Origin of the sequence: Caballeronia mineralivorans PML1(12) (assembly GCF_001028175.1) — a bacterium.
Classification (GTDB): Bacteria; Pseudomonadota; Gammaproteobacteria; order Burkholderiales; family Burkholderiaceae; genus Caballeronia; species Caballeronia mineralivorans.
The window spans coordinates 41,622-53,190 of the sequence record NZ_AEJF01000016.1 but is presented as its reverse complement, the minus strand read 5'-3'; the positions used below and the strand labels follow the sequence as shown (position 1 = coordinate 53,190).

14 protein-coding genes and 1 pseudogene are annotated in these 11,569 nt (G+C 58.8%); 3 read left to right on the top strand and 12 right to left on the bottom strand.

Annotated elements, in window-relative coordinates; all coding sequences use genetic code 11:
- A partial coding sequence (locus tag EOS_RS02750) for a 3-hydroxybutyrate oligomer hydrolase family protein (RefSeq protein ID WP_047845072.1) occupies nt 1–875 on the top strand: 875 nt, incomplete at its 5' end.
- Between the two features lie 58 nt (nt 876–933).
- Here EOS_RS02750 and EOS_RS02745 read toward each other — a convergent pair.
- The 7 genes from EOS_RS02745 to EOS_RS49120 form a co-directional block, all read right to left on the bottom strand.
- Nucleotides 934–1,746, bottom strand: a complete 813-nt coding sequence (locus EOS_RS02745; protein WP_047845071.1) for a DUF2242 domain-containing protein — start codon at nt 1,744–1,746, stop codon at nt 934–936.
- Between the two features lie 446 nt (nt 1,747–2,192).
- The gene (locus EOS_RS02740; protein ID WP_047845070.1) at nt 2,193–3,917 is read right to left on the bottom strand and encodes a phospholipase D-like domain-containing protein; all 1,725 of its coding nucleotides are present in this window, start codon (nt 3,915–3,917) and stop codon (nt 2,193–2,195) included.
- Between the two features lie 44 nt (nt 3,918–3,961).
- The gene (locus EOS_RS02735) at nt 3,962–5,755 is read right to left on the bottom strand and encodes an alpha-amylase family glycosyl hydrolase (protein ID WP_047845069.1); all 1,794 of its coding nucleotides are present in this window, start codon (nt 5,753–5,755) and stop codon (nt 3,962–3,964) included.
- Between the two features lie 34 nt (nt 5,756–5,789).
- Nucleotides 5,790–6,773, bottom strand: coding sequence for a hypothetical protein (locus tag EOS_RS02730; protein WP_152693067.1), 984 nt, complete (start codon nt 6,771–6,773; stop codon nt 5,790–5,792).
- Between the two features lie 646 nt (nt 6,774–7,419).
- Nucleotides 7,420–7,923 carry an SRPBCC family protein gene (locus EOS_RS02725; protein ID WP_047845067.1) on the bottom strand — a complete coding sequence of 168 codons (504 nt, stop codon included), beginning with the start codon at nt 7,921–7,923 and terminating at the stop codon, nt 7,420–7,422.
- Nucleotides 7,910–8,266: an ArsR/SmtB family transcription factor gene (locus EOS_RS02720; protein WP_047845066.1), complete on the bottom strand. Its 357-nt coding sequence runs from the start codon at nt 8,264–8,266 to the stop codon at nt 7,910–7,912. Before EOS_RS02720 ends, EOS_RS02725 begins: the two co-directional genes overlap by 14 nt.
- Nucleotides 8,267–8,495: 229 nt before the next feature.
- Nucleotides 8,496–8,669, bottom strand: coding sequence for a phosphotransferase-like protein (locus EOS_RS49120; protein WP_407639098.1), 174 nt, complete (start codon nt 8,667–8,669; stop codon nt 8,496–8,498).
- 51 nt (nt 8,670–8,720) lie between these two features.
- On the opposite strand from EOS_RS49120, the pseudogene EOS_RS02715 reads away from it, so the two are divergent.
- Nucleotides 8,721–8,972 (top strand): annotated as a pseudogene (locus EOS_RS02715) (glutathione binding-like protein); the annotation flags it as partial.
- Between the two features lie 29 nt (nt 8,973–9,001).
- Here the strand turns inward: EOS_RS02715 and EOS_RS02710 are convergent.
- The 4 genes from EOS_RS02710 to EOS_RS02695 form a co-directional block, all read right to left on the bottom strand.
- Nucleotides 9,002–9,325 carry a type II toxin-antitoxin system PemK/MazF family toxin gene (locus tag EOS_RS02710; RefSeq protein WP_047845065.1) on the bottom strand — a complete coding sequence of 108 codons (324 nt, stop codon included), beginning with the start codon at nt 9,323–9,325 and terminating at the stop codon, nt 9,002–9,004.
- Nucleotides 9,322–9,537 (bottom strand): antitoxin MazE family protein, encoded by a 216-nt coding sequence (locus EOS_RS02705; protein ID WP_235442682.1) that lies wholly within the window; start codon nt 9,535–9,537, stop codon nt 9,322–9,324. Before EOS_RS02705 ends, EOS_RS02710 begins: the two co-directional genes overlap by 4 nt.
- A gap of 83 nt (nt 9,538–9,620) precedes the next feature.
- Complete coding sequence (locus EOS_RS02700) at nt 9,621–10,082, bottom strand: hypothetical protein (RefSeq protein WP_047845064.1); 462 nt, start codon at nt 10,080–10,082, stop codon at nt 9,621–9,623.
- Nucleotides 10,083–10,169: 87 nt separating this feature from the next.
- Nucleotides 10,170–10,565: a hypothetical protein gene (locus tag EOS_RS02695; protein WP_047845063.1), complete on the bottom strand. Its 396-nt coding sequence runs from the start codon at nt 10,563–10,565 to the stop codon at nt 10,170–10,172.
- 187 nt (nt 10,566–10,752) lie between these two features.
- Here EOS_RS02695 and EOS_RS02690 point away from each other — a divergent pair, with 187 nt between their 5' ends.
- Nucleotides 10,753–11,061 (top strand): helix-turn-helix domain-containing protein, encoded by a 309-nt coding sequence (locus EOS_RS02690; RefSeq protein WP_326972894.1) that lies wholly within the window; start codon nt 10,753–10,755, stop codon nt 11,059–11,061.
- A 153-nt stretch (nt 11,062–11,214) separates the two neighbouring features.
- On the opposite strand, the gene EOS_RS46935 is transcribed toward EOS_RS02690, so the two are convergent.
- Nucleotides 11,215–11,364 (bottom strand): hypothetical protein, encoded by a 150-nt coding sequence (locus EOS_RS46935; protein ID WP_160312461.1) that lies wholly within the window; start codon nt 11,362–11,364, stop codon nt 11,215–11,217.
- Nucleotides 11,365–11,569: the final 205 nt, after the last annotated feature.

Sequence of the window (11,569 nt, the reverse complement as noted above, 5' to 3'; positions counted from 1 at the left end):
GTGGCACGATTGCCGGAGTCGACGTGCCCAGCCAGGCCACCGATGCGCTCGCCAAGCTGCATCAGGCCGGTTATCAGACGGACTCTGACCTCTTGCAAGCGCCGATGTGGGATTCGCAGGCCGTGCCCGCGGTGGCCGTGACGTATGCAAACGCGTACACGCAGTCGAGCGTCGCCGATAACCTCTGTAGCTTCAGTTTCGGTACGACCAATGCCGTGACGGGTGCGGCTGGCGTAACGCCGCTGGCTTCGCCGATGCTGACCGTGTTCGGCAACGGCAATGGCGTGCCGCCCACGAACGGCATCAATCTTGTCTACAACGCCGGGACGTCGGGCGCGGCGGATCATCGCCTCGCTACCGCCGATGCCAGTTTCGCCGGTGCGTTTTGTCTGCGTGGTTTGTGGACGAACGGTGACGCGAGAATGGCGGCGAGTGTCGAGGCGATCCGCGTGAACGCGAATCTGCACGGGAAGCCGGCGATCATCGTGCAGGGGCGCTCGGACACGCTCGTGCCGATCAACCACGCGTCGCGCCCCTACGCCGCGATGAACAAGTTCGCCGAGGGCAATTCAAGCAATTTGTCGTTTTATGAAGTGACGAACGGCCAGCATTTCGATGCGTTCCTGGGCGTCGCGGGCTTCGATACGCGCTTCGTGCCGCTGCATTACTACAACCTGCAGGCGCTGAACCTGATGTGGGCGCATTTGAAGAATGGCGCGCCGTTGCCGCCGTCGCAGGTCGTGCACACGGTGCCGCGGGGCGGTACGGCGGGAGCGGCGCCGGCTTTGACGGTGGCCAATTTGCCGGCAATTTCCGCTTCGCCAGGGTCGAACGCGATCACGTTCGGGGGCGGTGGGGTGAATGTGCCGAACTGAGGGGTGATTCTGGGCGTCTAGAGGCTGGCCGTACCGGACGGCAGCCGTTTTCGAGCGCTTAAGGCGTGGTCGCCGATGCTGCTGCCGGCGCGGAAGCCGGCACTGCCGCAGTCACCGCGGCAGTCACCGCCGTGGCGCTGGCGGCTGAGACGGCACTCGCTGCTGTTGCGGCGCTGGCCGCGGAAGGCACTACGGCCCGGGCGGCTGAACTCGCAGCCGGCGTCTGCACCACGATCGGAATCGGCGTGAGCTCCGGCGAGTTCAGAATCAGCGATGGCGCCAGCGCCTGGCTGCTGACGTTCTCGCCGGGGATAGGCGAACTGCGCGGCACGGTGCGCAAATAATGTCCGACGAGGCTAAAAAAGCGGTCGTAGAACTTGCCTGCCGGCACGGTTTCGCTGGAAATTTTCACCATCGAGTCGCTGTTCGAGCGGATCGGCAGCGACAGCGAGCCGAGCACGCTTAATCCCACACTCGCCGATGTATCGCTTTTCTTCAGCGTGTACCCGTCCTGCACAGCGTTCACATACGCGATGCTCGTGTTGCTCGCGTTTTCGCCCGCCGTGCAGACCACATGAAACGACACCACCACGTGCGTATCCGGCGTTGGCTGGAAATTCTTCGTGGCATCGACGGTATCGGGCTGCGTCATGGTCGTCATGTAACCCTGGCTCAGCAACGCGCGGCGGGAGGCTTCGCAGGTTTCCTGGCTCGTGGCGTCGTAGTTGTGTGCGAACGGGCTCGTGCCGGTGGAGAACATTTCCGCCTGGTAGCTGGGCGTGGGCGCGGCCTTGCCGCCACACGCGGCGAGGATCAGCAGCGGCAGGGCGAGCGAGAGACGGGAAAGCGGGCGGACAAACGGGATATACATGACAGTCGGCAGGATGAAACAAAGGACATCGGCGGCCTAGATTGTAGTGTGCCGCGCGGGTGGACGTAAAAAACAAGAGATTATCGGGCGACCGGGAGGGAGCCTCGGGCAGCCGGTCTGGCCTCAAAACGGCTTCCCGATGGCTTCCCGGCGGCTTCCAAACTCCGCCGCCAGAGCCATCTAACGTTGAACCTGGGACGCCGACGCGGCCATTCGCGCGTCGGCCGCTCGCGTAAAGCCACTGTCAGTCAAGCCGTCTTGAAACGTCGCAAGAACCACCTATGTTCAAAATACTGTATATATACAGGTCGCGTAGGCGAGCATGGAACATTTGGTCCGTGTGCAAAGCGAGCAGGATCGCGCCACGTTGACATGGCTGCGCAAGCAGCCGGGCGACGTGGATGTCGACAATGACGAATCGATAATCCGCGAGAGGGGTTCTTGCCTTATTGGGAGAACAACTGCCGATCGCGAATTTTGTACTCCACCTCGTAGTCGTCCGCAAACCATGGCTTCACCCCGGGTGGTGGCGGTCTGGTGAGGACGAGTGGTGCGCCCTGGTCGTGTGCGTCATTGCTTTTCAGGCGGAAGTGATAATGGTCGAACAGGCTTAGCGCCTCCACCGCGTAGGAGGTCGTCGCTAGACGGTCGCGGATCAAGAGGAGGTTTTCACCGTTATTTCGATCCGCGACACCGGAAAAATTGAACGAGCCGACGTAGACGCGCGCGCTCGGCTTGTCGAAATCGATTACCACGAACTTGTGGTGCATCCGGGCGCCCGCGCCGGCCGTCGGCTCTTCAGAGAACGGTGGTGGGACATTTGCCGACAACGCTTCAGGATAGACGACGCCCGTATTGCCGTCGGGCACGGTCACATCGAGGCCGCCTACCTTTCTGTCCGAAATCCCGTAGACGAACCGTTCCTTGCTGTCGGTCACCGACGTGATCGCAGTCTTGATTGGGCCAGGGGTTTCGTAAAGGAACGCCAGCGAGTAGAGCAGAGATGAGGTTGTGCTGGCGATGTCGTTCGCGATCGGCTGCAGCACCGAGTTGGCGAGTGAGTGCGGCGAGAAAGTCACCTTCGCGTCGATGTTGGCGAGTTGCAGATCCTGCCACACGTCGTAGCCGGCGGCTTCGAACGTGCTCACGCTGTCCTCGCTCGTCCAATAGGCGTCGAACGCGTTCTGGAAGAAAGCGATCGCGGCCGCTCCCGTGACAGTGACAGTGTTGTTCGACTGCACAAAGAAGGCCCGCCAGCTGTAGTTGGTTGATCCGCAGATCGCCCTTTTTACGGTCGGGGCATCGACCACGATGAACTTGTTGTGCTGGAGCCCACCCAGCTTCTGACGCTTCACATTTGCCGCTCCAGCGGACGCGGCAATCCGTCGGGCGGCCTCGTTCTCAGCCGATCCCTCCTCGCCGTGAGTGCCGGAGTCGTCGATGATGATCTTCACCCGACCTTTAAGCTGCTCGATTCTTGACACCACCTCGGCCTCGTTCAGATCATAGGCGATCACGCACACCTTGGAGGCGCCGTCGGCGATCGCGGCATCAAGCAGAACAAGGATTGCCTTGCGCGCCTCGAAGCCCATCCAGTCGTAGGCCTCCTTCGCCTTTGGATTGGTCGACTCGAAATCGAGGCCATTGGCACCCGAAGTGGCCTTCGGTGGGATCAACGTCGCTATATCTGCCGCAGTCTTACCGTAGCGGTCGACGAAGGCTTGCGAGGAGATGAAGCCGCGCGTGAAGCCAATATCGAGCTGGCCTGGATATGTTTCGCTGGCGAGCACGATCGCCGCGGTTTGCGAGATTCCGTAGCTGAGCTCACCACTATCGCTCATGAATACCGGCGTGACGCGATAGGTGAACGAGCCCGCGAGGCTTGCGTTCTCAGGGAAATGTATCCAGCGGAATTTCTGGATCGGGCAGAGCTTCGTCGATAACAGCGTCTTGTCGGTAATCTTGCTCGCATCGGTAAAGGCCAAGCGGTTGCGGAGCGCGAAATAACGGTTCCCATTCGGCTCCATGAACTCGATCGCAAAGCCGACGAAATCATCGGGCGGCTGTCCGACGCGCCAGTTCATAGCCAGCAGGCACATGCTCTCGCCACGGTGCAATGTCAAAGTGATTGGCGTCTCCGCCACTTCACCGTAGACCTTAAAATCACTCATGTCTGTCTCCTTGTTTCCGGCCGTTTCCAGACAACTCGCACTTACTACCGGGAACCGAAAATCAATATCTCCATTGGACGAACGCTTACCCCAATGACCCGGGCCGGGCCATTCGACAGGCTTCCATCCACCTCGTGGATAACCGTCGCTCCGGTGGTCGTGGCGGTGACCTGCGCGGGGGCACCATCCTGGTTGCTAAAGAGCACGCGCAACGTCGCCCCTTGCGCATTCAAGCTGGAATCGATAATGACAAGCCCTTCAAAGCCCTGTTGCGTGTTTGCATTGACCACCACCACGACTTCTTCGTCATTCAGCACACGAGAGAATGAAAGGACACCGGGAGAAAACGGCGAGATGCTGAACTCCGAGCCATCACCGGAGATTGGACGAAAGTAGAAGCGGCCATATCGCAACGCTGCGTGGCCGTTTCTGACCTGGCCGGCCCGTTGGATACAGGCGAAGAACGGATTCGTGGTGTCGAAGGCCTGCGGTTTGCCCCATAGCGCCTCGCGCACGTGTTCGTTGCCACCCGCGCCGGACAGGCCTTGCTCGGTTCCGTAGTAGATGCAAGGGATTCCGGGAAGGGCAAGCAGGCAGGCAACGCCCATCGTCGTCTGGGCGTCGAAGCGATTCGGCTGAGCCGGGTCGACGAAGCGGAAGCGCGCGTCCTGATCGTGATTATCGAGGAAGGTCACGAAGAACCGCGTGGCGTCGCCGTGCGAGCTGACGACGTCTTGCTCGATCATCTTTCTGTAGTGGTACATGTCCACTACCTCGGTGGGCGCTGCACTGCCTTTCAGTACCCCCGGCAAATGATAGAAGAGCGGATAGTCCAGCGCCGCGTCCACACCGACCACGTCGCCCGCGCCGGCCGCCGACACGTTACGACCTATGTACTCGGAGATTTGCTGCTCGCTGCCCCAGATCTCGCCATACGTAAAGAAATTCTTCTTCCCGACGCTCAGCGCGAACTCGCGGATCGCGTTGCCGAATCGAAGCGCGAAATCGTGATCGAGATACTTGAGGGTGTCGATGCGAAATCCGTCGATATCGAATGCAGCGATCAGATACTGAAAGCAGCGGATCAGGACGTTGCCCAGATCGGCGTTCGCCGTGAGCATTTGCTTGAGGGCATAGAAGTCGCCGACGACATTCGAGCTGTCAGGCATGCATCCCTGTCGGCGAAAGAATGCGTTACGGCGCAATTCGTCGGGAAAGACGGCGGCATCGACGGGCGGATTCACGATGGCTTCTGCCACCGGCCAGTCGGTGCGGGCCTTACCTTGTTCGTCGCGCCATTCGATCGGATCGTAGGGCACGTTGCTGAATGGCGCCTGAGAGCCGCTCGAATAGGCGAAGACGTCGCCGGTATGGTTGAGCACGATATCGAAGATGACGTAGATGCCGGTTGCATGCGCGTCGTCCACGAAGTGGCGCAGTTCAGCGTCCGGGTTCGCCTTGTCCGACACGAACCGCGGGTCGATCTCGAGGAAATCCTGAATACCATAGCCGTGATAGGTGCCGGCGGCCGGGGCTCCGTCGAGGAACTGGCAATTCTTCAGTACCGGCGTCAGCCAGATCGCACCCACGCCCAGCGACTTCAGATAAGCGAGTTTCAACCGCACGCCTTCGATCGTTCCTCCCTGGAATCCACTGAACGGTTGGTCAAACGCGCTGGTCGGCGCAGCGTTGGGATTGTTGAAACGGTCGACCATCAGGAAATAAATCCAGCCATCGCGCCAGTCCGCCGGTGAAGACGTCAGGTCGTTGAGCGGAATTGCCTGGCGAGCCTTGTCGAGAACTGCACTGACTTCGGCGCCATTGATCGTTGTGGGCATGGCCTTCCCTCCGTGTTGCTCGATGCGAGCGGCGTCAGGACTGAAGTTTTCGGCTGAGCGACGCTACATGCATGGTGTAAGGCATCGCGGTGTTCGTGCTGTGCCAAGTGTCGACTAAATGCCCGGCCGCGTTGCCACCGGAGTTGATGATGCCGAGGAGATCGAACACACCAAGAAACTGCTCGTAGCTGCCGACTCCAGCGGATTCACTCACCGAGCATCCGAAGGTCACGACACTAAGTTTCGCAAGGATCGGCGCGGGCAGATCGAGAATGGCGTTGGCAATGACCAGAGCACCTTTGCTATGACCGAATACATGCATGGCGCGGTCAGAGGATTTGAGAATCGCATGAAGCACGTCAGATGAACCGCTTCCGCTTCTGAACACGGGGGCTCCCGTAGTGGCCTTTTTGTGGCCCGGCGTCGTGGCCAGCAACGCGCGGCCGATCGACGCGACTTGCGGTTGGGTGTTGGCCAGCACATCCTGCACGGGTTGTTTGATCCAGTAGCTGTACATCTCGAATCCGAACCAACCGCCCAGCGCCTGCTGAATTACGTCCGCCACGCCATATCCCGGCACAATGGCTGCAACCGGTTTTCCAAGCGCCGTAGACAGATTCCACGCGAACGCTGCGGAGCCCAGTGCGGAACTGCCTACGCCCGTGATGGAGATCGCTCCGATTTTCTTTGCAGCGTTGTCGTCCAGAAATTTGGCGACGCTCCTGAATGCTTTCACGTAAGGCCGCTCTGCGGCGTCGACCACCAGGATCGCCCCTTCGGGATTAGATAGCGCACTGAGATCAAGACGTTTGAGTAGCCGGGTCAAGCCCGACGGATCGAGGGGCGACTCGTCGACCTCGACATCCCATCCAAGCTTTGAAAGATCGGCGCGAAACGCATTCACATCGTAAAACAGGAAATCGAGCGTGGTGTTGGCGAGACGCAGGTATTGAACCATCGGCTCGACGTATCCCCGCGGAACCTCGAACAAGGCCGGTGAAAAGAACGTGGGCAACATGGCGATCCTCCAGGCGTGTCGCGAAGGGATCGACCGATTTAGCGCGCGCCGCTTTTCGCATGCAACGCCCTTCGATTCGAAACCGTGTGACATCCCACACAGATCGCCAAAATATCGAGTTGCCGAGGAGGCCCGCACCTGTTGGCGCGAGTTAAGCGCTTAGTTTTTTTCATCGGGGACGCTGCCGATCTGGCAATGGACGGATTGGTTAGGCGAGTTTTTGTCGTGACTGGGTGTGCGCAATGGATGAAATGATCGTCTCCCAACCTGGTGTGCGGCGAGACGGAACTGGCGCATGAGCACGAGCAATGGGGCTCGGGTTATCGATCTGCTGAAAAGTTGGAAGAATTTCGACAGCAATACCCCTACGGTTGACGTTCATCAAACGTTGAACTCCGCACGTCGCGGGTATCAGGCTTTGCGGCCGATCGATTCATTTAAGGTTCAACCCGCGGTCCACTTAATTTTGAACTATCCTGAGTTCGGTTCATTTAACTTTGAACTTTCCTGCCGGGCTGCAGGGGGTAGGCGGTGCCCGAATCGCAGTGTCAACGCAACTGTGAATGAACGTCTCTCATCGACCCGATCAAGGCCGAAGAATTGCGGCCCGAAAGAAGACTCCCATTCGCCGGCCGGAAGGCAACCCTCATGCTCGACGTAGGTATTGGGCAAGCTGATCGAAGGTGCCGCCGTAGCCCTGCTCAAGTGAGGGGCGCAAGTCCTCGAAGTATTTGCGTTCGGCCTCTACCTCGCCGAACGGCTCCGCGCGCAAGGTGACTATTGTTTGTCCGGCATGCTCGGCGAACGTCACTGAATTCTGGATTTCGAGCGGACAGATTTCGCTAAACGGTGCCCGCGCGATGCCGCACCGCTCGTTCGAAAAGGAGTTGAGCCACACCAAACGATCCAGCGCGGTAATGTCTCGATAATTGAAGCGTCCCCACATGGTAGGTGCGTTTTCAAAATTCATTGCGTAATGAAAAAACCCTCCCGTCCGGAACTCGAAGCGATGAATATCGATTGAACAACCTTGCGGTCCCCACCAGTGCTTAAGCTGATCGGCCACGCTCCACGCTTTCCATACGACAGCACGTGGTAGCTTGAACTGGCGCGTAATGACAAATGCGGCCTTGTCGTCATTTGAGAGCATTTTTCTTTCCTTTCTTTGGCAATGGTTGGGTTGACTGCAGAAACGTCTCGAGCCGATCGAAACTCTGTTCCCAGAGAGCGCGATACGCGTTGACCCATTGTGCGATGTCCTTCAGCCGAGATGTCTCCAAACGACACGGCCGCGTCTGCGCGGCCCGACCACGAGAAATGAGACCCGCCAACTCCAATACCTTCAGATGCTTGGAAATAGAAGGCTGCGTCATTTCAAACGGTTCGGCCAGTTCGGTAACGGTCGCTTCGCCGGACGCCAGCCGCGAGAGGATCGCACGACGCGTCGGGTCGGCGAGCGCGGCGAATGCTCGATTAAGTTCGTCAGAGCTCATCACATAGCCTAATTGTTATATAACCAATGATGAATATAATTCGGACGTGCCTGCGCGTCAATACGGTCGAGTGGCAGACACCGCTTCAAGAATGATATTTAGATGGACTGAAAGCTGTCGTTTGCCAACGGCAGCAAATGACCGAACCCAGGCAACCCGCAGGTTGTCGCGCCATTTGAAATGACCATTCCTGCGGCTGCCATGGCGCTGCAATCTGCCGTTCGACAAACTAGCGGATGAATCGGGCGCCTTCAACAGGACTGCAGGTCGATGTGTCGACGCTCATTGCATAAGGTCTCTTGTAGGCCGGGCGACCATATTGCGATCGCGCCATTCCCTCGGCGCCGTCAGGTCTTGCACGTTGGCGTTTCTCCAAAACTTCCAGCGGGCTCCAGACACCCACAACAGACGTCGGGCGTGGAGAAAGCGCGGCAATGCATTCATCGAGCGCAAGCGTATGCACTACTTCGATGCCATTCTAAAAAAACAGCCGTTCGTCACCGGTGAGGTCTTCTCGATGGCCGACATCACGGTCATAGGTGGTTTGATCTTTGCGGCGCTCGTGGAGCTGGCGGTGCCTGCGGAGTGCGAGGCTCTTCAAGCCTGGTACGCAAGGATGCAGGAGCGTCCCGGCGTAAAGAACGGGGTGACGATGTCAGAACTGCCGATCATTGATGTGTCTTGCTCGTGTGCTTCTCGGGTCTAGCGTCATTGCCGTAGTCTGAACAGTCCCGGTTAAGCTAAACCCAGAAACACGAGCATCGCGCGATTGAGGGAGACCATGATTTCGTCTTCGAGGTGGCCGATGATGCTGCCGATTTTCTCGCGGCGCACGGTGAACATCTTGTCGACGGCGATCTGCGACGGCGCGCGCAAGCCATTCTGTTCAGACGGGATTACTTTGATGCGGATCAACGGCGCGTTGACGATCTCACTTGACATCAGCAGCAAGGCCACACTTGGATGTTCGGTGAACAGGTCGGATTGCACGACAAGCGCCGGCCGAGCCTTGCCGAAGTCGCCCGGGGTAGCGACGGCGACGATGTCGCCCCGCTTCATCGCAGGTCGTCGATATCGGCGATCTGTTCGATGAAGTCGAGCAGATCCGCTTCAGCGTGACTTTCACGGATCACGCGTGACTGGCGCGCGCACTCCTCGGCAAAACCCGGACGACGCGTGTCAGGTACCCAGATCTGGATCGGCCGCAGACCGGCTGCGCGAAGGTTCTGGCGGTGGGCGCGAACGCGCTCAGACAATGTGGCTGCCATCATGCACTCCCGTTACATGTAACAAAGGATGCGGCGTTTCATGTCACACTTCAACCCTGTCGCTCGTTGCGCGGTTGAATGTGCCGTTACCACTTCGTCCGTTGGTCGTCGGTCTCGATTGACACGCACATAAGAGGGCTGCCGTGGGCGGCGGATCCGCTGGGCTCGAGCCGGACGAGAAAATCGAGATCCCGCTCCGCGAGCCGCGAGAACTGTTCCTGCACGGCCCCGAGTTTGATCAAACACTGGGCCTGCCAGTTCATCCCCACGACCAGCCAACTCGTCTGGCCGTTCCATTCGCTCAGAAGAATGGCTGCGGTGCTGGCATATTCCTCGGCGAACTTTTCGATTCGGCGCTCAATGATACGTACATCGTCACGCAGCATCGTTCCCGAGATGCGGAGTGAGACAGCGTGCGCCACCTCGTCATGCGTAAGGTGCACCGTTGCGATGCCGCCCAGATGCCGTGATACACGATTAAGTTGCTCAGCGTCCACGTCGTCTTGTACAGGCAGCGCGCCCGACAGGACGTAAGTCCTTGGTTCCATGATGAACCTCCACTGACTCTACTTCTCCAACCCCAAGGTCGCGTGCCATGGGCCTCACCACAACCTTGGCAGGCCGGATTCACTGCCTTACTGATCCGGTGTCCGGAACCTTTCCAGAAGCCAAGCCTGGCGTTGCAGAAATACCTCCAATTGCAGGTGCAGATCGCTTACTTCGGCCAGCAGTTCAACGTGGCAGGCGAGGCCGAACGGAACGAACGATGGTTCCCCGTATCGCAGGCGGCTGAAGATGGCACCGGCGCTTGCCCATTTCTGGGAAAATTGCTCCAGCGCATCTTCGACCGATTCCAGTTCGTCGTCCGAGAGTACGCCGCGAATACGAATCACAAGGGAATGGGTGATGGCATCGGTTGCGAAGTAGACGTCGGCAGGGTTCGCGAGACTTTCGGCGAACTGCTGGGCGTGACTGTGTCGGAATTCCTCTCGAACCGGCATGGCGCCGCGGATTTCGTAAGTGGCTGGCATGGGACCTCCCGCATCAAGGAACTGCTGTCTTTTGGGGTACAAGCAGCGCATCCTGCCGATGGCGCGATACCATCGTCAGCCATTAGATACGTTCACAGATTAGTTGTCGATAGGGAACATGTCAACAATAAGTTCACAAATGGATACCTTTTCGATTCGCCTGAAGCTGGAGCGGCGGCGTTTGGGGATGAACCAGACAGATTTCGCTACTGCTGGTGGCGTTCAAAAGCATGCTCAGGTCAATTACGAGAAGGGCACAAGGTACCCAGACGCTGGCTATCTTGCGGGGATCGCGGAGGTGGGCGTCGACGTCCAGTACGTGCTAACCGGCCGGACGTCTGAGCCGGCCACGCTCGGGCTCAGCAGCGACGAAGAACGACTCCTTGCGGGCTACCGTGAATTGAGGACTCGGGAGAAGAGGGGCGTCCTAGGTTTAGTGGGAGCAATCATTGGAACCTCGCCAGAGGGCACGGAGGACGTTGAGGAACCTAAATAACGGGACTCGTCTCGATGTCCTTGCGAACGGTTGGCCGAGGGTGAATGGTTGAGCGACCGTCGATTGGGTGCAAGGATTCGCCCAATCTCACGCGACGATTTCTTCACTTCCTCGAGCAGGTATCGATGTCTGAATGGTCCATTGCGGGCGCTGTCAGAACACAAATGTTTCTGCGTTGAAGACAGGGCACACCTGCCAGACGAAGCGGCCGGTGCTCAGGCTGACAGCGCCAAAGCACGCCACCGATTTGCGCGTGGGCGCGTGCATCAGCACCGGATCGCGAACCTCCGGGGCCACCCACATGCGACAGTGCGATCCATGCTGCTGGAAATGGCATTCGTCCAGGCTCCATAACTCAACGTCGTCGCGCTTTGCCAGGCGCCGCAGTTTTTTTTTACTGCCGCAACTGAGCCGACCGCGTCAGGCAGAGGCCGGCCAATTTCGCAGGTTGGCTGCATCTCCCTGATTTTGAGTACCTGTCAGCATGGTTTAGCGCCAGCAAAATACT

What these genes read in the sequence shown, in the direction of transcription:
- EOS_RS02695 (WP_047845063.1), bottom strand. Translation starts at nt 10,565, where the DNA reads ATGCCAGCCACTTACGAAATCCGCGGCGCCATGCCGGTTCGAGAGGAA.
- EOS_RS02700 (WP_047845064.1), bottom strand. Translation starts at nt 10,082, where the DNA reads ATGGAACCAAGGACTTACGTCCTGTCGGGCGCGCTGCCTGTACAAGAC.
- EOS_RS02705 (WP_235442682.1), bottom strand. Translation starts at nt 9,537, where the DNA reads ATGATGGCAGCCACATTGTCTGAGCGCGTTCGCGCCCACCGCCAGAAC.
- EOS_RS02745 (WP_047845071.1), bottom strand. Translation starts at nt 1,746, where the DNA reads ATGTATATCCCGTTTGTCCGCCCGCTTTCCCGTCTCTCGCTCGCCCTG.
- EOS_RS02725 (WP_047845067.1), bottom strand. Translation starts at nt 7,923, where the DNA reads ATGCTCTCAAATGACGACAAGGCCGCATTTGTCATTACGCGCCAGTTC.
- EOS_RS02710 (WP_047845065.1), bottom strand. Translation starts at nt 9,325, where the DNA reads ATGAAGCGGGGCGACATCGTCGCCGTCGCTACCCCGGGCGACTTCGGC.
- EOS_RS46935 (WP_160312461.1), bottom strand. Translation starts at nt 11,364, where the DNA reads ATGTGGGTGGCCCCGGAGGTTCGCGATCCGGTGCTGATGCACGCGCCC.
- EOS_RS02735 (WP_047845069.1), bottom strand. Translation starts at nt 5,755, where the DNA reads ATGCCCACAACGATCAATGGCGCCGAAGTCAGTGCAGTTCTCGACAAG.
- EOS_RS02740 (WP_047845070.1), bottom strand. Translation starts at nt 3,917, where the DNA reads ATGAGTGATTTTAAGGTCTACGGTGAAGTGGCGGAGACGCCAATCACT.
- EOS_RS02720 (WP_047845066.1), bottom strand. Translation starts at nt 8,266, where the DNA reads ATGAGCTCTGACGAACTTAATCGAGCATTCGCCGCGCTCGCCGACCCG.
- EOS_RS02690 (WP_326972894.1), top strand. Translation starts at nt 10,753, where the DNA reads ATGAACCAGACAGATTTCGCTACTGCTGGTGGCGTTCAAAAGCATGCT.
- EOS_RS02730 (WP_152693067.1), bottom strand. Translation starts at nt 6,773, where the DNA reads ATGTTGCCCACGTTCTTTTCACCGGCCTTGTTCGAGGTTCCGCGGGGA.